The sequence below is a fragment of the Haloferula sp. BvORR071 genome, from assembly GCF_000739615.1.
Taxonomy (GTDB): Bacteria; Verrucomicrobiota; Verrucomicrobiia; order Verrucomicrobiales; family Akkermansiaceae; genus Haloferula.
The window spans coordinates 25,503-44,970 of record NZ_BATP01000057.1 but is presented as its reverse complement, the minus strand read 5'-3'; the positions used below and the strand labels follow the sequence as shown (position 1 = coordinate 44,970).

Genomic DNA, 19,468 nt, shown 5'->3' with positions numbered 1-19,468 from the left:
CTAAGCCTCGCTCCGATAGTAACTTGTCCGCTCAAGGACGCCTCCATGAACCCGTCAGAGTGACCCCAAAATCCGGAATTGAGCGATACCGCATCCCCCACATAGGATGATGCATCGCCAAACTCCCCCGGTTCTTCGAACTCTTCAGCAGGACCTAACGCCATGGGCAGGAGTTCCTCTGCCCTCGGTCCATAGGCGCTATAGTAATAATATTGTTGCTTTGGCGAGTATACCCATTGCAAGACCCTCAAACTCCGGGTTTGCAACGCGATCTGCGCAACGAGAGCATTGAAGTTCTCCGGAGTCCCACGAGCGAGAGGTGGAAAATCATCGGACAAATACTTGCGCAGGGCTCCGACCTTGGATCCATTTTCGAAATCGTCGCCGCGGAGATTGAGGTATTCGTACTTCAGCCGCTCGAACTCCACCGCCGCCCGGTTCAATACCCCCAGCCGCTGCTCCAATGTAAGCCGGTTGAGATTTTCCATGGACGGGCGGGCCGGCAAGCTAAAGCCCCAGCTAATCGTTCCAGGGCTCGGTATTGAGTCGTCAGCTCCGGGGAGCTGATTGTCTAGGATGGTCGCGGCAACTTGACGCTGCTCAACCGCCAGCTGCCGGTCCTGAAGAGAGATCAAGAGGTCCGAGAGATTCTGCGCCCCAGCCACGCTGGCAGCGAAAAGGATAGCCCACAGGGCCAGAGCCCGACGAAGGAGAGTCATGTTATTTTGATCCAATTCAGTTTCCGCTCACCACCACCACCAGTTTCACTTTCGGATTATCCTTCTTGAAAGGATTGCCTCCGGCCGTGACCTCGGCGGAATCCAGCCAACCATCGCCGTCCTTGTCCACGCCGCTTCCCGGCCCGGAGGTGCCGCCATTCATGATCCATTCGTAGAAGTCGGGCAGCGTATCCCCGTCTGCGGACTCCGTGAGGTGGAAGGCGAACGACGCCTTCAATTGGCCGATCGTCGCGAATCCCTTGTTGTTATCGTCCGCCGCGTTGGTGTTCGTCCAAGGGAAAATCCCGTCCCCGGTCTCGGTCCCGTTGGCGAGGCGTTCGGCGGCGAGCCAGCTGGGTATCACCGCATTGATTCTCGTGTAAAAGGGAGCCGTGATCGCCTTGAGTTGACCGATCAACAGCGGACTGCGCTGGAGCAAACGCCCGGCATCGTCTACCGGTTCCGCCCAGCTCGGAATCGGTTTGCCGGCACCCACTAGATCCCCCTCGATTTGATCGGCGAGGGTCGGCGCATACATGTGGATCGTCTGCAAAGCGCGATGTGCCATCCACTTCGCCTGTCCAAGGTTTGCCACTCCCTTGTTGTCCGGGATCATGCCATCTTGCAAGATCGGCGAGCTACCATCCGCCCACCAAGCAGGTGGCGCCGCAGGTGCGATTCCAACAAGCGGGACAAGAAATCCCATTCGAATGACCAAGCTCGAGCCAGCGTATTTCACTTTTCCGATGTTCATACTTTCGACTCCTGGAATTAATTCTCTTCAGACCGAACACTCGTAGATCCCAATGGGGATATCCCCTTGGGGTTGGGAGATGACGACTTTGCCCTTCAGCACGGTATGGCCTCCACCTCCAAGGCCTGGCCATCGCTATCGGTGCTTCCCGAGAGATCCTTGAGCAGGTGGCCGGCATTCGCCTTCCAAGCTTTGCTCGTCAGTGTCGTTTCGCCGTTCTTGAGAGTCGTGATGGCATTGGATGATGTTCCCGCGCAATTGTCCAATTCCAGAAGCAAGAGCGCGTGGTCGAAGATCGGATTGCCCGACGAGTCGAACCTCAGGACCGAGCCGCCACTGGAATGGCGGAGCCCACCGCCGCGGCCGGAAAACGTGAGCGTGCTAGCATTGGGATTGAGGATCAATCCCGCGGCCGATCCATCTTCCTTGTAGGACAACATGAGGTTCGAACTGTTCATCTCCAGCTTCTTTTCGATACTCGCGCCATTGTTTTCGTTCCACACGAAGCTCACCCCTGCTCGGTGGCGCTGGTGGAGACAATCTCGTTATCCTTGTCATACGCGAGATCCACCGCGCTCGAACTGCCCGCGGTGGTCCCGAAATTGACTCCCTTGCCTACGCTCAGGTCAGCGTCGACATAGAGGTTCCCGAGTTCGCCCTGCGCGGCATCGGCAGCGACGCGGTGATCCCCATTCAGAACAAACACCGTAACCGCTTGGGCCGGTCCCAAGGCGGCAAGGATCACCGCCGCGAAGGAGGTAGCGAGTAGTTGCTGCCTGCGGCCAACAGTGCGCGGCACGGTGTTCACAAGATGATTGGTCTTCATAGCGCGAGTCCCCCTCGGGCAGAAATGATAGAGATTGCCGAACCGTGGCTGCATTCCATTCATCTCTTGGGATCTTCCGGGATAACTTATGGAGACCACAGCAAGCAGATCGGCATGCGGAAAGAAGTCAGGAGGCCTTGGCGGATTTTGGGAGCACTTGGCCTATTTCCACCCTACCCCATCCTCCCCCCAATTCTGGGATTACTCGGCCTATTCGCTTCCACCCTACCCTTCTTCAATTTTGGGAGCCCTTAGCCTATTCTCTCCACACCGTCCTTTTCCAAGCCAGCCAAAAATAGCATTTTACACCCGCGTTCCTAAAACAGACCAGTGATCTTTCGCAAAACCCGGCCCCCCGCCAATCCGGAAGCGCATTTTTTAAAAATACAGCAGCGCGGTGTTGAATCCGCTTTGCATCACCGGCGGGCTTTGCCAACCTCCGCGCCCCATGTCCAAACCGGCACTTGGAAAGGGGCTCGGCGCCCTGATCCGCAAACACCCAAGCAGCCCCTCCCCGGACGCTGCGGCTTCCGTGGATGGCCACGGCCGCGCCCGCGAGGTCCCGATCGACCAAGTCGTCCCGAGCCCCCTTCAGCCACGCACCCACTTCATCGAGAGCCCGCTGGACGAGCTGATGGAGTCGATCCGCCAGCACGGCATCATCCAGCCGCTGATCGTGCGGCCGGTGGATGGCAAGTATGAACTGATCGCCGGTGAACGCCGCTGGCGCGCTTCCAAGAAACTCGGCTTGGCCACCGTGCCGGTGATCGAGCGCGAAGCCTCCGACCGCGATGTGTTGGAGATGGCGCTGATCGAGAACCTCCAGCGCGAGGATCTCAATGCCATTGAAGAAGCGAGCGGCTATGTGCGTCTCGCCAAGGAGTTCTCCATGAAGCAGGAAGAGATCGCAGCGCGCGTGGGCAAGTCCCGCGCCAGCGTGGCGAATGCGATGCGCCTGCTGGACCTGCATCCGGATGTGCAGGTGCTGGTCGCCCGCGGTCACCTCACGGTGGGCCACGGCAAGGCGATCCTCTCGATCAAGGACAAGGACGCCCAGCTCCTGGCCTCCGACCAGATTCTCAAGAAGAAGCTCAACGTCCGCGCGGCGGAAAAGCTGGCCCAGACTTTCGATCCCTCCACGGTGGTCGCTGAATCCGGCAAGTCCACGGCGGCTGGTGCGGCCTCCAGCCCCGCGGCTCCGGATGCCCACCTGCGCGCGCTCCAGAACAAGCTGCGCGACCGCTTCGCCACCCATGTGATGATCATGCCGGGCACGAAGAAGGGCAAGATCGAGCTCGAATACTACGGCGACGACGACCTGCAGCGGATTCTCGAGCTGCTCGGCGTGGGCGAAATGTGACTTCAAAAAAGACCCAAGACTTGAAGCCTCAAGACGGAAGTCTTGGGGCTTCTGTGTTTTGGGACACGCCCGCGTTTTCCAGTCTTGTGTCTTGCGCCTTGGAGTCTTGAGTCTCCGCCAGTGAAACGCGCGCCGATTCTTCTGCTGCTGGCAGTCCTTGCCGTTGCTGCCTGGTATTTCATGAAGCCGAAGCCGGCGGCCACGCCAGCGCTTGGCACCCGGGTCGCCCTCACTCCCCTACCGGACCTCGCCGCGCAGTTCTCCGGGGAAAAGGCCTACGAGCATATCAAGGCCATCTGCGCCTTCGGTCCCCGGCCGCCGGCAAGCGAGGGCTACGCCAAGACGCTTGCCTACCTTGAAGCGGAATTCGCCAAGGCTGGCTGGACCACCGAGCGCCAGAACTTTGAGCGGGTTCCCCGCTTCCTGGGCGAGTCCACCAACCGTCCGGCGGTGAAATTCACCAATCTCTTGGCCCGTCACGACAAGGCCGACTGGAAGCAGTCGGTGCCGGTGGTGATCTCCGGTCACGTGGATAGCAAATTGATGGAGGGTGTCCCCTTCGTCGCTGCCAATGATGGCGGCTCCTCCACCGGCATCATCGTCGAGCTTGCCCGGGTCTTGGCCACCGATCCAAAGGCCGCCGCCAATGTCGAATTGGTGCTCTTCGATGGGGAAGAGGCGCTGCTCGGAAACATCACCGAGTCCGACGGGCTCTACGGCAGCAAGTACTACGCCCGTGAGATCTCCTTGCGGCAGACTTGGCCCTCACTCGGCATCGTCTTGGACCTCGTCGGCGACAAGGAATACCCGGCCCGCTACAATCCGGATTTCCCGCGCAATCTCTCCACCGCCCTCGAAGCAGCGGCGAAGGACTCCAGCCTGGCGCTCCGCCCTTACGACGGGCTCATCACGGACGATCACGTGCCCCTTCAAGGCACAGGCCTGCAGATGCTGCACTTGATCGGGGATTTCGGCAGCATGCCCTATTGGCACAAGCCCGGCGACACGCTGGAGGTGATCGATGCCGAAGCGCTGGAGCAGACCGGTCGCACGGTGCTCCGTTTTCTGGCGCGGGTGAAGTAATCCGGACAAGGTAATCCGCACCGTCCTCTGCGGACCATTTTCAACGCGGGCAGAAATTTCTTGCAGGTGATACATCATAGCTGTATCACCTGTCTCACTGATGCTGCCATTCGTTTTCCATCTGCGCGAGGGTGAGCCGGTTTCGGACCAGATCGTCCGGGCCGCGCACCATGCGCTGGCGAGCGGGGACCTGAAGGAGGGCGAGCTCTTCCCCTCCACGCGGGCGCTGGCGCAGCACCTGAAGATCTCCCCCACCACGGCGAACAAGGTGATCTCCCAGCTCCGCGAGCTCGGCTTCCTGGCGAGCCGCCCGGGGATCGGGATGGTGATCCAGGCTCCGCAGTTGCCAGAGCTGGCGCAGCGGCTGGCGCTGCTGGAGCCCTCCGCGCGCCGCTTCATGGAGGAAGCCCGCGCCCTGCACCTGAAGGTCGACGATTTCGAAACCCTGCTGCGCCAAATGGAAAGCCCCACCCCGCCCAACACCCCATGATCACGATCCGAGGACTCCAGAAACATTTCGGCCGCCAGGATGCGCTGCGTGGCGTCGATCTCGAAGTGCCGGAGGGCAAGGTCACCGCCTTCCTGGGACCGAATGGCGCGGGCAAGACCACCACCATCAAGTGCGCGATGAACCTGATCGACCGCGATGGCGGTGAGCTGAGCGTGCTGGGCAAGGACCCGCGCGAGCTCGGGCCGGAGCAGTGGCAGCGGATCGGCTACGTCTCGGAGAACCGCCTGCTCCCGGAGTGGATGACGGTGCCGAAGCTGATGAGCTTCCTGCGGCCGATGTATGGCGCGCACTGGGACCGCGACTTCGAGCGCAAGATGATCGCGGACTTCGAGCTGCCGCTGAAGACCAGCCTGAGGTCGATGTCGCGCGGCCAGCGGATGAAGGCCGCCTTGCTCAGTGCGCTGGCCTACCGCCCGCAACTGGTCGTGCTGGACGAACCCTTCTCCGGGCTCGATCCGCTGGTGCGCGATGAGTTCCTCTCCGGTCTCTTGGAACTCACCGAGTCGGAAGGATGGACGGTGTGGATATCCTCACACGATATCGAGGAGGTCGAGCGCTTCGCCGACCGCGTGGCGATCATCAATGCCGGCCGCGTCGACTTGCAGGAGGATGTCGACTCCCTGCGCGAGCGCTTCCGCAGCGTGGAGCTGTGGTTCGACGCCGCGCCCGCGCTGCCACCCGCGATTCCGGAAACCTGGCTGAATGCCCAGGTCAGCGGCAGGACGATCACCTTCAGCGACACCAACTACGAGGACTCCCGTAGTTCCGCCGTCCTTTCCCATGTCTTCCCCGAGCACAAGCGCCTAGAGGCCCGGCAGATGACCTTGCGGGAGATCTTCGTCGCGCTGGCCCGCAGCTACCGCAACAAAAGCACCGCCTGAAGCCATGCCCCTCTCACCCCTGACCCGAGGAATGGCGATCCTGTTTGTCGCCGGTTTTGCCACCCTCATCTTGTGGCCGAATGACCTGGCCTACCACTCCGGCTACTTCCTGATCGGCCCGGGGCTGATCTTGATCGGTGCCTTCACGGCCGCCGCGGTGGGCAATGCCGCGCCCTTCAATGACCGGGCCTTCCACCGCTGCCTGCCGCCGGGGGACCAGAGCGCTTTCCTGCGGGTGATCCGCCTCCTCTTGTTGGTCTCTGCGGGCATCGCGCTCACGGTGCTGGTTTACTGTCTCTTGTTTAATTTCGGCTGGCCTTCGATTTCCTTTGGCTTGGCGGCCTTCATCTTGCCGCTGTGGGCATTCGCCGCCGCGGTGGGGATTATCACCAGCATTGGCAGCGCGGGCGGCGCTTGGCGGTCGGCCGCTTGGATGGCGATGCTCCTGGCGCCATTGGCCTCGAGCTATGCGATGAACCACTGGCAGTCCAAGTCGATATACACCCAATCGATCGCCTATGGGGAATACTACTACCTGCCTCCCCATCGCACGGTGATCCTCCTTGCTGCCTTCGCCTTTCCCTTGATCTGGTGGCTGGTGGCCGTCAAACGGCGAAAGGTGTTGGGACTAATTCTTGGCAGCCTCACCAGCGCGGTACTGCCGCTGATGTACTACACCGGCTACTTCCTGCCGGTGGGATCCTTTGGCGAAGATTGGGTGAGCAGCCGATTGCCAACGACCAGCCTTGGCTTGGTCCGCAAACCCTTGCCGGAACAAGCCCAGGAATGGACGCCCCTTGCCGATGCCTTGGAGCCGACGGGGCTGCGTGAAGGCGAATTTGCCAAGCTGCAAGGGCTGATGATCGAGGACGAAAAGGACGGAGCCGCTTACAGGAATGGCGTGATCCTCTCGGACTCGCACGATCGCAGGGAGTCACGCCCGGAGTCGATCTTCGTGGGCAAGGTCGGCGGACAGTTCCGCTGGGGCAGCGAAGCGGTCTGGGAACATCTGCGCGGAAGGATCCCGGCTCACCAGAGTTTCCACTACTGGACCTCAGCCTACGAAGGACCGAGGGTAGCGGGGATCTACACCCGGCCATTTCGGATCCTTCATCCTACTTCGCCCCATGATCCGCAGATGCGGCCGACCGATGATCCGTGGATGCGCCCGAGCGGCGGAATGCCGACGGAATTGGACCGCGCGACGGAAGATTCGCGCGATGACTTCACCGAGTTTGAGCACCTGAAGAAGGGTCAATGGCTTGCAGTGCTCTCCGGAAAGATCCGCTGGGAATTGGCAGGCGAGTGCCGCGCGGCCGAGGGCGGAACCTTCCGCCTGCGCCACGGAGTGATAAAGGTCCAAGCCCTGAAAGAAGGCGGGACCTCGCTACTCTCGATCCAGTGCTACAAGGGCTTCTCGCGAGACGTGACTTGGGAAGGACCATGGTTCGGCACGCCGGACCACTATCCGCCGTCCTGCCAACCCATGGTGCTACTGTTAGACGAATCCGGCAAGGATGCCTACGCCCTCGATTCCCTGGCGCCATCTCAGGGCGAGGAAACAACCTTGGGCCACCATGAGGACTTCACCTTCGTGACTCCTGTCCCAGGTTCGGGGAACTTCCTATTGGCCGAGCCGAGCGAGCTCCCGTCCACCCTATCCTTACCCAATCGCTCCGAACCACCCGGCGGCCGGGAGATCCTGCGCAAGGGCCGGCTCTACGTCTTCATCCCGGTGGCAGATGAGAATGGCCGCGGTCTGACGCTGACGGCACCCTAACAAGCACCCGAGACCATGCCCTACTCACCCTTCGCCCGCTTCCTGGCCCTTGTGATCGTGGCCATCTTCGCTCTGGCTCTGCTGTGGCCGGATGATCGTGCCCAACTCTGGGGCTTCTATTCATTGGGTGCCTTGCCGCTCATCGTCAGCGTGTTCACTTGGAATGTGGTGCGCAGTGCCGCGCCCTACGATGACCGCGCCTTCCACCGCTGCCTGCCTCCGGGGCCCGGTCATGCGTTCCTGCGGGTGATATGGATTCATCTGCTGGTGCTGGCGGGTGTGGCGCTCGCGGTGCTGACCTATTGCTGGCTCTTCAACTTCAGCTGGCGCGCGATTTCCTATGGCATCGCCCTCCTGACCTTGCCGCTGTGGGCCTTCATCTCAGCCACCGGCTTGGCCGGCACCATCGCCGCCACCAACCAACACTGGCGCTCGACGGCCTGGGTCGCGATCTTGACCTCGCCCATCTTCTCCTGGGGGCTGATGTATTGGGCGCGCATGGGGCTGGATCCGGAGCCGGAGCGTGAGGTCTATCTCACGCCGGTGCGAACCATCGCCCTGAGCGCCGGAATCTTGTATCCCCTGATCTGGTGGCTCGCTGCGGTGCCGCGACGTCGCCAGCTCGGGCTGTTCTTCGGTGCCGCGACCGGAGCCCTGCTGCCGTGGCTCTATGCCTATGGCGATTTCTTCAAGGCACCTGACCGCCAGGGGCGATACGAGGAGCTCGCGGCCAGCCGCTCCAGGCGGCCATCACCGGTCAAGCTGACGCGCAAGCCCCTGGCTGAAAGCTCCGGCAATTGGATTCCCGTCTCCGATCTGGTCAGCGTGGATGGCCTGGAGGAGGGGCAATACGCTTTCTTCAATATCCACGCGCAGTGGGGGGGCGAAAATGAGCGCGAGTATCTGACCAGCTACGAGGTGCGGGATGAGAAGGATCCGGAGCACGGGGGCATCCGCTATCTGGAGGCGCAAGCTTACCGGAGCGGCGGCAAGTTGCTGTGGGGGGAAGACGCGATCTGGCAAAGCATGCGGAGCCAACTTCCGCCGCACCAGCACTTCGAATACTGGCAGGCCAATCTCAATCGCCCCACATCGCCGCCGGTGATCTTGCGGCCGGGAGCCTCGATCCCCCGCGGCCAAAACTCAGGCGAAGAGCGGCGGCCGATGGAATACCGCAAGCTGACCCCCGAACTGTTCAAGACTTCCACATGGCAGGGATGGGTATCACCGCCGATGCGATGGAGCTTGCTGGGCAGTTGCGAAAGCAAGCACAGCGCGAGCTTCAAGCTCGTCCAAGGTGGCGCGATCAAGCTGTCACCCCTGGCGGAACGGGAGAACGGGCACCATGTGATCCAGTTGCACTACTACAGGGAGAAGCTCTGGCAAGACGGCGGGCCTTGGTTCGGACAAGATCAGGATGATTACTATGGCGGCTGGGTGGACCTCCGGCTCGTGATCATCGATGAATCGGGGAAGCAGGCCTATGCCGTGGATCGCATGGGATATGATAGCAGCATCAATGACAAAGTGTTCCTCGCCCGGCGTGGCTCCTTCAGTTTCGACGCGGGTGCGGCCGACAGCCCGGAGCAAATCAAGCGCATTGAGATGCTCAAAAGGGCCAAGATCTACGTCTTCGCCGCCAGCTTCGAGGACGCTCCCATGATCGTGGAGTTGCCACCGCCGTGAGGGGGACGCGAAGTGGCGCGGCCTCTCCTGAGCCGCGACTGTGAACGTGCTCCCCGGTCCCCAGTAGTCTTGGCAGGAAAGTCCCCCCAATTCTCCAGAAAGGAGGACGCCAGGACTTCCAGGGCTATGAGATAGGATGGATCTTCACGGTCGCGGCTCAGGAGAGGCCGCGCCACTTGGAATGCGCCCTTGCCCTTCTCGCCCTCGTTTGGGAGCGTCCGGCACTCTCCCGACTGAATGAAGCAAGCAGGTCTCTTTATCGTTCTCGAAGGCATCGACGGCACCGGCAAGTCCACCCAGACGCAATTGCTGGCCGAATGGTTCCGTACGCAGGGACGCGAAGTGGTGGCGAGCCGGGAGCCGACGGACGGACCCTGGGGCCGCCAGATCCGGGCCACGGCGGCAACGGGGCGGCTGTCGCCGGATGAGGAGCTGGAGCTATTCCTGAAGGACCGCCGCCAGCACGTGGAGGAGCTGATCTCCCCTGCCCTGGCCGCAGGCAAGGTGGTCATTCTCGACCGCTACTACTTTTCCACCATGGCCTACCAAGGCTCGCGGGGCTTCGATCCGCTGGCGATCCGGGCGAAGAACGAGGCCTTCGCGCCGAAGCCGGACCTGCTGATGATCCTGGATCTGGATGTGGATACCGCGTTGTCGCGGATCGGTGCCCGCGGGGATACCGCGAATGAGTTCGAGAAGCGGGACTCTCTGGCGCGTTGCCGCGAGATCTTCCTGGCCCTCAAAGAAGAACCCTTCGTCCATGTGGTGTCCACGGACGAAGGGCCTGAAGCTGTGCAGCAGAAGCTGCGCGGGATTGCCGCCGCTCATGCCGGAGCGACGGCGTAGGCGGGGCAGGATCAGTTGATGCCCTTGGCGTCGCGCTCTTCCTCGGTGAGGAGCCACTTCGAGTTGCCGCGCTTGAATTCGGTCTCGATATCCAGCTGCTTGGCGGAGCCGTCGAGCATCAGGGCGGCGGCCTTACCCTTGTAGCGCTTGGGATCAGGCAGGTTGGAGTCGTCCAAGAGACCCATGCCATTGACACGCGGGCTTTCGGTGAGCACCAGGTTGGAGCCGGGGTTCTTGAAGCTGACCTTGCGCTTCGGGCCTTCACCACCGGTGGAATCCTCGGAGCGGCCGCAGACGTGGGCATTCCAGCCGTAGGAAATGGTCTGCTCGATCTTCTTCGGGTCGAACTCCTTGTGCGCGGGGCTCTTGAAGACCATCAGCAAGGACTCATTGTTGATGTCATTGCCGGGGACGAGCATGCCCCACCAGTAGAGGTTCTGGGTGTTGTCCTTGTAGACCGGCAGGACACCGGCGTTGTCCTGGCTGTAGCCTTCGATCTTCACGCCGAGGTCCCGGAGATTGGCGACACTGGCGGTCAACTGGGACTTGTTCCTCACGCTGATGAACATGGCGGATCCCAAGGCGACGAGAACGATCATGATTACGATCACCACCATCAGCTCCACCAGGGTGAAGCCGGAGGCGGGTTTTACGATTGCTGGTTTTTTCATATTGGAGCTGAGGATAAAATGCCGCCCGAGCCTGCCTCGCGGCGCGCACGGTCGGCGATCCTTTTCCAAAGGCATCACTTCCGGGCAAGGTTTCAACCCGAAACCCTCAGTTCCGGGCGAATGTGGAGGAATTTCGGGTCAGCGGGGGCTTGGTTGGTGGAAAACGAGGTCTGTCGGGCGAAGGCGGGGGCGGAAGAGTTGGAAGTGGGGCGGTCTCTCCCGAGCCGCGACTGGGGGAATTCCCCCCCTACCCCGCAGCTTTGGAAGTTCAAGCGGCGTCTTTTCTGTAGAATGGGGGAACTCTCCTGCTGATAGGATTCGGCGGTCAGGGAGCACATCCACAGTCGCGGCTCAGGAGAGGCCGCGCCACTTCCCCGCGAAAGCCCATCAAGATGATGGGGTTTTCGCATTTTAAGGTCGCTCAAGAGTTGTCGCCGCCCCTGTGAAAATGCCAGAACTGGCCCCATCCATCACACGCCGTGTCTCTCACGATCACCCAACGAGTCACCAACGCAAAGTGAATCTTGAGATCATCCCTCACCGTGGCGTTGAGCCCTTTCGATTTGGCGTTACTGAGGCACTCGTGGAAGACCATTTAGGAGCCCCCAAGTTTCGATCCAAGCGGCCATTTCCTCTTGGTGCCGTTGAATTGGAATATCCCGGCCTAGCGTTTGCTTTCGATGCGAATGGATGTTTGACACAGATCGGCTTCGACAAGCATTTCAATGGAAGGCTGACCCTGAACGGGATTGATCTTCTCGAAGACCCCGCCGCTCTGAATAAACTGCTAAAACTGGATAGCGACTCTCATCTCTGGGTGGGATTCGTCATGCTTATGGGACTTGGTATGCGTTTAGGCGGCTTTCACGAAGTCGCCGATGAGGGGCGGACTGTCTCCATATTTGAACGTGGGCGCTATGACACAAAGCGCCCACGGTTTACTGCGTTCGACCCCGATTCGCATGGCCCGTGAAAAAACTGTGCGCCAGCCGATGGCACGGCGCGTGCCACCAGCCGAAAAACCGATCGATGGGGTCAGCCCTCGCATTCTAACATCACCCGCGACCCGCCGCGGTTCAAGCGATGCTCCCCATCACGGGCCCCTCGCAGCTCCACACGAAAACCACCGGTGGGACGATGATTCTGACCTCCGTGGTCGGGGTCGGTTCTCGCATTTTCACATGGCCTCCAATGCACAACCCCGGCCCACACAATGTTAGCAAGTACGAGAACCGACCCCGACCACGCACGCGACCCCGATCCCACAGCTTTGAAAGTTCAAGCGGTGTCCTTTCTGGAGAATGGGGGGACTCTCCTGCTGAGAACACCAGAGGATCAATGGATTACGCCCACGGTCGCGGCTCAGGAGAGGCCGCGCCACTTCCTCCGATCCCGAAGGGATCGCAGCTCGCTCCGGCTCACCGGAGAGTCCCTGCGAAAGGCCTCAAGCTGATGGGGTTCTCACTTTTAAAGCCGTTCGAGGGTTGTTGCCGCCGGTGTGAAAATGCCAGAACTGACCCCATCCTTCAGATGCCGTGTCTCTCACGATCACCAAACGAGTCAGCAACGCAAAGTTGGCGAAGATGCTCCCCCGTAGTCTCGCAGAGTTCGCGGCGAGCCTTCATCTCCCGGAGCCGACTACGCTCGTTGTTTTCGACGACGAGGTTGTGAGTTCGGGCTCAACTCGCAAGGCGCTTCGAAAGCTTTCCGCAGAGAGCGGCGGTTCTGCATTATTCGCGGCCCGCGATTTCACGATTGAGGCCCGGCAGCTGATTGAGTCGCATGGGATTCAGATCATGTCGCAGACAAACTTCGGTTGGAGCGACGAACGCTACGAGATGATCCGCCGATCGAGATAGCCGCGTCAGTCGAGAACCAAGAGCCATGCTTTTAATTGTCGAATACGCCAAGTTCAGAGGGGCGACCAAATACATCCAGTGCTCTATCGATGGGGCCCCTCGTCACCCTGAAACTCTTTTGATCAGATCGTCACGTGTTCCTTTCCTTGCACGATCCGTCGTTGTCTCAAAAAATTTCAGATTAAGCTCCAGCAGGCGCGCCGGGAAGTTTTCGGCGTTTGGAAAACGCTTCACCTTTGCCTGGAGGTCCATTTTGTTTGGAAGCCTCCATGTTTACCAGGGTGAAGACTTGCTGTTCTCTGTGCATGGTTGGAACCTCAGTCATGCATCTGGATCCGATCGGATCTGCAAGGTTTACTACAGGGAGCCTCAAGGCGGTCCAAAATTGCTTTATGAGTTCGTCGTTCGGTCTTTAGATCGGCAGGATTGGATTTCGCAAAAATTGGCCTACAGCGGTGACAGTGCCCGGACGATCGGAGGGGTTGATGTTAGATGCTTTGAGTTATTTTTCGCATGGTTGGCAGCAAACAGGATGCATACTTAGGGCGTTAAGAATGGCGATCACCCGGGATCCGTCCCTCGCATTTCAAAGTCGTTCAAGGGTTGTCGCAGCCCATGTGAAAATGCGAGAACTGTTACCCCATTCACCTTCCTCGCGCATGGCGAAATTCGCGCACTGCTACATTGAGCGCTTGCTCTTTCACACCGAGCCGATGGAGGCCGTTCACACGCTTTGTGACATGTGGGCTTGCCGCGAAGGCGTTTCCGAGGACCGCGAGTTCTTCGGCTTCTCTGAGCCCGAATTTCACGTTCATCTTTACCTGCTCTATCAGGGCGAGGTCGGCAACGGAGGTCACTTCCAGTTCTTCCTCAACCCGTCCGGGAGACACACTGCCGCCGTTTCCCGAGCCCTTGCGTTTCACCACGCCGCCGACGTCTTCAATCGTGCGTGTTCAGTATTCCCATCCGGTGCCGTGCCAGCTGATGACACCGCGAGAGAGGCATTCATTGAGCGGCTTCCAGAAAGCGTAATTCAGCATTGGGCCAGACTCGACCGCGAGCTCTGCTCCATCGACAGAGCCTACTGGCCGCAGCTACTTTCTTACCTCCGCAAGCATGACGCCCAAATACTCCAACCGGAACGCGCCTAAGCAAGCGCTGCCACGAAGGGCCGGGTCGCTGCGCTTCGGTCTTTCAGCAATACTGGCATGAGCTACGACCTATACTTCTGGCGTGAAAAACGTCCCTTCCATGGCGATGCGGGGCAGCGCGTGGATGAGCTTTCCCGGGAGCAACCCGACCCCGAGGTGGAGTCCTTTGCCAAGGAGGATGTCATCGCTCGATTCGAGAAGGAGTTTCCAGAAATAGAACGCAATTTCGGGCAACTGATATGGCGCGGGCTGGATTCCGGATTCGAAGTCAACTTCTGCCACGCCGACGAACGGAGAATCCATCTGATCGTTGTTACCTGCGGATACAAGCTGCTGGATCACACCGAGATCCTGAACCGGATCATTGATGTGGCGCACGATTTCGGATGTGGATTCTACGACCCTCAGGTTCCGCAGAGGTATCCAGAGCCGGACCGAGTGGAACAATAGAGCCACGCGCCGAAGGGGGCAGTTCAAGTGATCCTCCCCATGACGGGCCGCTCACCACACGAAAACCACCGGAGGGACGATGATTTTGACCGGGGAGGCAGCATTCTGCTCGCTCTGCTCCAAGGAGGTCACGGCACCGTTCTCGAATTCGACCACCGTCTTGTTCTTCTCCTCCCGGGTGACGCTGGCGAGGGTGCGGAAGACTTGGCCGGAGACCGGGTCGCGGACGTATTGGTAGTGGGAGATCTGCTCGTATTCAATGTACTCCCAGTGGCCGGACTCGCCTTTGGCGGTCATCCTGGCCTGCTTCTTGGTCGGGGCACCGCGGGATTTTTCGACTTCATCGGGGCTCATGCCGATGGCGAGCTGCTTCTCGTCGATGAGCTGTTGGACCTCGAGCTGGCGCTTGTGGAGCTTCTTGAGATTCTCGACGAAGTTCGGGTCCTTCGAGGCGAAGTTCTGGGGGCCGACCCAGCCGGAGATGCCGTTCTTCTCGCCCTTGCCGCGGACCTTGTAGGCGCGGTCGGTCATGGCCTCGAGAATCACGGTTTGGTCGGCCTGGAGCATGCCGAGCTTGGTCTTGCCGTTCTTGTCGGAGAAGACGGTGGCTTCCTTGATGACCCGCAGCTCGATCGGATCCTTCACGGACTCCGCGAGGTGCACCACGTCCGGGTCGCGATCAATCAGCGACTTGCGCTCGGTGCGCCTGACCTGGGCGGAGACCGGCAGGAGCAAGGAAAGGAGCAGCGAGGAGAGCAGCAACACGGCTTTCATGACAGCTTATGGATAGCGTTTTACGGCGCGGAGCGAAAGCCCTGCATTTGTAGGACGCGGCGGCCCGCGCCTTATTCAGGGGAAAAATCGGCTCGCCCGCGGAACGGAAGACGTGATCCGGGTGAATGGCGGGATTGGACCTGCCATCAAGTGATCCGCGGCGATGGGATGATGGGTTTCGAAATTCCCAATCCGAAATCTCAAATCTCAAATTTGAAATCTCAGATCCCGATTGATTTGGGGTCCCGGCCTAGGGGTCCTCGCGGATCACGGGAGCAGGAGGCGGCGCCGGGGCGGGCGGCGGTGGCGGGGAGACGGTTTTGCCGCTGACGATCAGGGTCTTTTTGACCGGCTTGCGGAGGTCCAGGCTGATGTCGATGACGCGGTCCTCGCCCTCAGCCGCGGAGTCATCGTGGAGCAGGCGGTAGATGCCGGGCTGCAGCTTGGGGATGATGTAGCGGACGGAGAAGACCTTGACGGTTTCGACCGCGCCTTTCTCGCCGTAGATCTCCTTGGGCAGGATTTTGATCTGGTTGCCCTGCACGCGGAGTTCGCCGCCGACCGCTTGCTTCGGGCCGGTAGCCGCGGCGCCGTTCATTTCCACGCCGTGGACCACGAGGACCAGGCTGGTATCGGCGGCGTAGCTGTAGTCCACGCTCATCTTGCGGTCCAATTCGACGCGCTCCTTCGCGGCCGTGATGGTGCCGATGGCGTTGGCAGTGGTGGGGGCCGGTGCCGGCGCGGGAGCCGGAGCTGGCGTAGGCTCTGACGCCGGGGTTTCGGCGGAGGCCAAGGGCGCGGCTAGAAGCAACGCGAGGGCAAGGTTGGCAGGGAGAGGGTTTTTCACGATGGAGGCAGAATGCCGGATTCGGGGGAAAGCTGCAATGCGGCGTTTCGTTAGGCCGGGAGGGGAGCTGGGGAATTGACCTGTCCGGCCGGGAAAGGAAGAATGCCGGGAATCTGCCGTATTGCGTTTCGCCTTGGACTTGAAACTCCAGCCATCCCGGGGACTCGCCGTGCTGCTCGCGCTCGCCATGGTGGCGGCGGGGCATGCCGCGGAGCCCGCACCCGAGTTCAACCGGGACATCCGGCCGATCCTCTCGGACCGCTGCTTCGTCTGCCACGGCTTCGATGCCAAGGCGCGGGAGGCCGACCTGCGGCTGGACACGCCGGAGGGAGCCTATGCGGACAAGGCGATCGTGCCGGGCAAGCCGCAGGAGTCGGAGGCATGGCAGAGGATCACCTCGAAGGATCCGGATGAGGTGATGCCACCGGCGGATTCGCACCTGAAGCTATCGGAGTCCGAGAAGGCGCTGCTGAAGCGCTGGATCGAGGCGGGGGCAAAGTATCAGCCGCACTGGTCGCTGGTGAAGGTGGACCGCCCTGCCCTGCCGGCGGACAAGCATCCGGTGGATGAGGTGGTGGAACGGCGACTGGCGAAGGAGAGGCTAGGCATCGCACCGGAAGCGGCGAAGGAGACGCTGATCCGCCGGCTGTCGCTGGACCTGCGGGGGCTGCCGCCGACGCCGGAGGAGAGCGCGGAATTCTTGGCGGATACGGCACCGGATGCCTGGGAGAAACTGGTGGACCGCTTCCTGGCGGACCCGGCCTATGGCGAGCGGATGGCGTGGCCCTGGCTGGATGCGGCGCGCTATGCGGACTCCAACGGCTATCAGGGCGATGCTGACCGGACGATGTGGCCGTGGCGCGACTGGGTGGTGTCCGCCTTCAACCGGAATCTGCCCTACGACCAATTCACGGTCTGGCAGCTCGCCGGTGACCTGCTGCCAAACGCGACGGAGGAGCAGATCCTGGCGACCGGCTTCCTGCGCAATCACCCGATCAATGGCGAGGGTGGCAGCATCCCGGAGGAGAACCGGGTAAACTACGCCATGGATATGGCGGAGACCACTGGCACGGTGTGGATGGCGCTAACGATGAACTGCTGCCGCTGCCACGATCACAAATACGATCCGCTGAAGCAGCGCGACTACTACAGCCTGCTGGCCTTCTTCAACCAGACGCCGGTGGATGGCAGTGGCGGAGATCCGCAGACGCCACCAGTGATCGCGGTGGCGGATGAAACACAGCGTCAGGAGCAGGAACATCTGACAGGCGAGCTGCGGGAAGCGGAAAGCAAGCTGGCGGCACGGGCGAAGCTCTTAGAACAAGAGCAGTCAGCATGGGAGGCGCGGATGCTGGCGCAGGATATGGCGGATGCCTGGCAGATGCTGGAGGTGAAATCGATCACCGGTGCGGAGGCGAAGGTGCTGGAGGATCGTTCGGTGCTGACCTTCGGCGCGAATCCGGTGAATGCGACCTATGTGGTGCAGGCACCGGTAGCACCGGGCAGGCTGACGGCGCTGCGGCTGGAGGCGATGCGGGACCCAAGCATGACGCATGGCGGGATCGCCCGATCGGATAGCGGGAACTTCGTGCTCACGGGATTCGAGGTGATGCTGGTCCTGCCGGATGGGAAGAAGGAGCGGCTGCAGTTTGGCCGGGCGGAAGCGACCTACGAGCAAGGCAATGCGTTCCTGGTGGGCGGAGCCTTGGACGATGATCCGCGGAGTGGCTGGGCGGTGTGGGAAGGCAAGCCGATCGAGCGCAATCATGCGGCGATCTTCCATCTGGCACAGCCGATCGAGGTGCCGCCAAGGGCTGCGCTGGAGCTCACGCTGCGGCATGACTCGCCGCACCCGAATCACAATCTGGGAAGATTCCGGCTGGCGACCACTGCCGAGCCGACGCCGGCGCTCTCCAATCCGGATCAACTGCCACTGATGGCGGCGTTGCGGGTGGCTGCGGCGGAGCGCAATGCCGAGCAGGCCAAGCTGGTGCGCGAGGCCTTCCTAAAGGGCGACAGCGAGTATGGCAAGCTGGCCTCTAACAAGACAGGACTGGAGGGGAAGCTGAAGAAGCTGCGCGAGGGCATGCCGAAGGTGATGGTGATGGCAGACCGCAAGCAGCAGCGCACGACGCATGTGCTCGCGGTGGGCTCTTACGACAAGCCGCTGGCGGAGGTGGATGCCGCGACTCCGGGAATCCTCCCTCCCCTGCCCCAACATGAGGGCCCGGCGAATCGACTGGATCTGGCGAGGTGGCTGGTGTCGCGGGATCATCCGCTGACGGCGCGGGTGACGGTGAACCGGATCTGGCAGGAGTTCTTCGGGATCGGCCTGATCAAGACGCCGGAGGACTTCGGCGTGCAAAGCGAGGTGCCAGTGCATCCGGAGCTGCTGGACTTGCTGGCCGCAGACTTCATGGAGAGCGGCTGGGACATGAAGAAGCTGGTGCGGATGATCGTGACCAGTCGGACCTACCGGCAGTCGTCGCGGGTGACGGCCGAGATGCTGGAGCGGGATCCGGCGAATCGTTTGCTGGCACGCGGGCCGCGATTCCGGATGCCGGCGTGGATGATCCGGGATCAGGCGCTCGCGGCGAGTGGAGTGCTGGTAAGGAAGACTGGCGGAGCGCCGGTGAAGCCGTATTCGCCGGAGAACCTGTGGCCGGATGCAACCTTCGGGAAGGTGAAGTACGAGCGGGACAAGGGCGAAGGATTGCACCGTAGGAGCCTCTACACTTTCTGGCGGCGGATCAGCATGCCGCCGATGTTCTTCGACAACGCAAAGCGGGAGCAGTGCACGGTGAATCCGGGGCGGACGAATACACCGCTGCATGCGCTATCGATGCTGAACGATACGACCTATGTGGAGGCGGCGAGGTTACTGGCGGCGCGAGCGGTGAAGGAGATGGGTGCGGAGAAGGCCGTGGGGAGGGCGTTTGCGATCATCCTGGGGCGTGAGGCGAAGGAAGAGGAAGCGAAGATTTTGTTAGGGATGCAGCGGGAGGCGCGGGAAAGCTTCGCGGCGGATGCCAAAGGGGCGAAGGCCTTCCTGGCCGATGGCGATGCGGTGGCGGAGCTGACGATGGAGCCGGTGGAGCTGGCTGCGCTGGCATCGGTTTGCCTTTCGATTTTGAATACGGATGAGGCGATGACGAAGGAATGAAACGAGTCTCAAACCGATGCCAAACCCGCCAGGCACCTATGGAGTGCGGTGGCACGACACCGCTTTGGCTGTGGGGGCGCTTCCTCTCCGCCTGTCCGTGGTCTCCT

The 19,468-nt window shown here is 61.2% G+C and carries 19 protein-coding genes; 12 read left to right on the top strand and 7 right to left on the bottom strand.

Annotated elements, in window-relative coordinates; translation table 11 throughout:
• Window positions 1–735: 735 nt before the first annotated feature.
• From BV071_RS27600 to BV071_RS27590, 3 genes are all read right to left on the bottom strand, one after another.
• Window positions 736–1,425: a hypothetical protein gene (locus tag BV071_RS27600; protein WP_265594980.1), complete on the bottom strand. Its 690-nt coding sequence runs from the start codon at window positions 1,423–1,425 to the stop codon at window positions 736–738.
• Between the two features lie 143 nt (window positions 1,426–1,568).
• Window positions 1,569–1,976, bottom strand: coding sequence for a hypothetical protein (locus tag BV071_RS27595; RefSeq protein ID WP_265594979.1), 408 nt, complete (start codon window positions 1,974–1,976; stop codon window positions 1,569–1,571).
• A gap of 5 nt (window positions 1,977–1,981) precedes the next feature.
• Entirely contained in the window at window positions 1,982–2,272 is a 291-nt protein-coding gene (locus BV071_RS27590; RefSeq protein ID WP_265594978.1) for a hypothetical protein, read from the bottom strand.
• A 475-nt stretch (window positions 2,273–2,747) separates the two neighbouring features.
• Here BV071_RS27590 and BV071_RS27585 point away from each other — a divergent pair, with 475 nt between their 5' ends.
• The 7 genes from BV071_RS27585 (at window position 2,748) to tmk (ending at window position 10,446) form a co-directional block, all read left to right on the top strand.
• Window positions 2,748–3,659 (top strand): ParB/RepB/Spo0J family partition protein, encoded by a 912-nt coding sequence (locus BV071_RS27585; protein WP_035614358.1) that lies wholly within the window; start codon window positions 2,748–2,750, stop codon window positions 3,657–3,659.
• Between the two features lie 120 nt (window positions 3,660–3,779).
• Window positions 3,780–4,742: a M28 family peptidase gene (locus BV071_RS27580; RefSeq protein ID WP_265594977.1), complete on the top strand. Its 963-nt coding sequence runs from the start codon at window positions 3,780–3,782 to the stop codon at window positions 4,740–4,742.
• Between the two features lie 100 nt (window positions 4,743–4,842).
• Window positions 4,843–5,232 (top strand): GntR family transcriptional regulator, encoded by a 390-nt coding sequence (locus BV071_RS27575; RefSeq protein ID WP_035614355.1) that lies wholly within the window; start codon window positions 4,843–4,845, stop codon window positions 5,230–5,232.
• Window positions 5,229–6,134 (top strand): ABC transporter ATP-binding protein, encoded by a 906-nt coding sequence (locus tag BV071_RS27570; RefSeq protein ID WP_035614351.1) that lies wholly within the window; start codon window positions 5,229–5,231, stop codon window positions 6,132–6,134. Before BV071_RS27575 ends, BV071_RS27570 begins: the two co-directional genes overlap by 4 nt.
• Before the next feature lie 4 nt (window positions 6,135–6,138).
• Window positions 6,139–7,914 carry a hypothetical protein gene (locus tag BV071_RS27565; RefSeq protein ID WP_265594976.1) on the top strand — a complete coding sequence of 592 codons (1,776 nt, stop codon included), beginning with the start codon at window positions 6,139–6,141 and terminating at the stop codon, window positions 7,912–7,914.
• A gap of 15 nt (window positions 7,915–7,929) precedes the next feature.
• Window positions 7,930–9,600: a UbiA family prenyltransferase gene (locus BV071_RS27560; protein WP_035614345.1), complete on the top strand. Its 1,671-nt coding sequence runs from the start codon at window positions 7,930–7,932 to the stop codon at window positions 9,598–9,600.
• A 237-nt stretch (window positions 9,601–9,837) separates the two neighbouring features.
• Window positions 9,838–10,446, top strand: coding sequence for a dTMP kinase (gene tmk / locus BV071_RS27555; RefSeq protein ID WP_035614343.1), 609 nt, complete (start codon window positions 9,838–9,840; stop codon window positions 10,444–10,446).
• Window positions 10,447–10,457: 11 nt separating this feature from the next.
• Here the strand turns inward: tmk and BV071_RS27550 are convergent, their stop codons facing one another.
• Complete coding sequence (locus BV071_RS27550) at window positions 10,458–11,117, bottom strand: prepilin-type N-terminal cleavage/methylation domain-containing protein (protein ID WP_035614340.1); 660 nt, start codon at window positions 11,115–11,117, stop codon at window positions 10,458–10,460.
• 517 nt (window positions 11,118–11,634) lie between these two features.
• Between BV071_RS27550 and BV071_RS35895 the strand changes: the two genes are divergently transcribed.
• Both BV071_RS35895 and BV071_RS27540 read left to right on the top strand, forming a co-directional pair.
• Window positions 11,635–12,090, top strand: a complete 456-nt coding sequence (locus BV071_RS35895; protein ID WP_265594975.1) for a hypothetical protein — start codon at window positions 11,635–11,637, stop codon at window positions 12,088–12,090.
• A gap of 562 nt (window positions 12,091–12,652) precedes the next feature.
• Entirely contained in the window at window positions 12,653–12,976 is a 324-nt protein-coding gene (locus BV071_RS27540; RefSeq protein WP_035614335.1) for a hypothetical protein, read from the top strand.
• 102 nt (window positions 12,977–13,078) lie between these two features.
• On the opposite strand, the gene BV071_RS35890 is transcribed toward BV071_RS27540, so the two are convergent.
• Entirely contained in the window at window positions 13,079–13,228 is a 150-nt protein-coding gene (locus BV071_RS35890; protein ID WP_265594974.1) for a hypothetical protein, read from the bottom strand.
• Window positions 13,229–13,635: 407 nt separating this feature from the next.
• Between BV071_RS35890 and BV071_RS27535 the strand changes: the two genes are divergently transcribed.
• Together BV071_RS27535 and BV071_RS27530 are read left to right on the top strand one after the other, a co-directional pair.
• Window positions 13,636–14,127: a DUF4375 domain-containing protein gene (locus tag BV071_RS27535; RefSeq protein ID WP_035614333.1), complete on the top strand. Its 492-nt coding sequence runs from the start codon at window positions 13,636–13,638 to the stop codon at window positions 14,125–14,127.
• Window positions 14,128–14,184: 57 nt separating this feature from the next.
• Entirely contained in the window at window positions 14,185–14,577 is a 393-nt protein-coding gene (locus BV071_RS27530) for a hypothetical protein (RefSeq protein WP_035614331.1), read from the top strand.
• Between the two features lie 51 nt (window positions 14,578–14,628).
• Here the strand turns inward: BV071_RS27530 and BV071_RS27525 are convergent, their stop codons facing one another.
• A complete protein-coding gene (locus BV071_RS27525; protein ID WP_035614329.1) occupies window positions 14,629–15,351 on the bottom strand; it encodes a hypothetical protein in 723 nt (240 codons plus the stop codon).
• A gap of 250 nt (window positions 15,352–15,601) precedes the next feature.
• Entirely contained in the window at window positions 15,602–16,198 is a 597-nt protein-coding gene (locus BV071_RS27520; RefSeq protein WP_265594973.1) for a hypothetical protein, read from the bottom strand.
• A gap of 121 nt (window positions 16,199–16,319) precedes the next feature.
• Between BV071_RS27520 and BV071_RS27515 the strand changes: the two genes are divergently transcribed.
• Complete coding sequence (locus BV071_RS27515; protein WP_052573958.1) at window positions 16,320–19,361, top strand: PSD1 and planctomycete cytochrome C domain-containing protein; 3,042 nt, start codon at window positions 16,320–16,322, stop codon at window positions 19,359–19,361.
• Window positions 19,362–19,468 lie beyond the last annotated feature (107 nt).

Coding starts and splice junctions, on each gene's coding strand:
- BV071_RS27585 (WP_035614358.1), top strand. CDS start 2,748: ATGTCCAAACCGGCACTTGGAAAGGGGCTCGGCGCCCTGATCCGCAAA.
- BV071_RS35890 (WP_265594974.1), bottom strand. CDS start 13,228: ATGGACCTCCAGGCAAAGGTGAAGCGTTTTCCAAACGCCGAAAACTTC.
- BV071_RS27600 (WP_265594980.1), bottom strand. CDS start 1,425: ATGGGATTTCTTGTCCCGCTTGTTGGAATCGCACCTGCGGCGCCACCT.
- tmk (WP_035614343.1), top strand. CDS start 9,838: ATGAAGCAAGCAGGTCTCTTTATCGTTCTCGAAGGCATCGACGGCACC.
- BV071_RS27530 (WP_035614331.1), top strand. CDS start 14,185: ATGAGCTACGACCTATACTTCTGGCGTGAAAAACGTCCCTTCCATGGC.
- BV071_RS27575 (WP_035614355.1), top strand. CDS start 4,843: ATGCTGCCATTCGTTTTCCATCTGCGCGAGGGTGAGCCGGTTTCGGAC.
- BV071_RS27535 (WP_035614333.1), top strand. CDS start 13,636: ATGGCGAAATTCGCGCACTGCTACATTGAGCGCTTGCTCTTTCACACC.
- BV071_RS27565 (WP_265594976.1), top strand. CDS start 6,139: ATGCCCCTCTCACCCCTGACCCGAGGAATGGCGATCCTGTTTGTCGCC.
- BV071_RS27570 (WP_035614351.1), top strand. CDS start 5,229: ATGATCACGATCCGAGGACTCCAGAAACATTTCGGCCGCCAGGATGCG.
- BV071_RS27560 (WP_035614345.1), top strand. CDS start 7,930: ATGCCCTACTCACCCTTCGCCCGCTTCCTGGCCCTTGTGATCGTGGCC.
- BV071_RS27550 (WP_035614340.1), bottom strand. CDS start 11,117: ATGAAAAAACCAGCAATCGTAAAACCCGCCTCCGGCTTCACCCTGGTG.
- BV071_RS27525 (WP_035614329.1), bottom strand. CDS start 15,351: ATGAAAGCCGTGTTGCTGCTCTCCTCGCTGCTCCTTTCCTTGCTCCTG.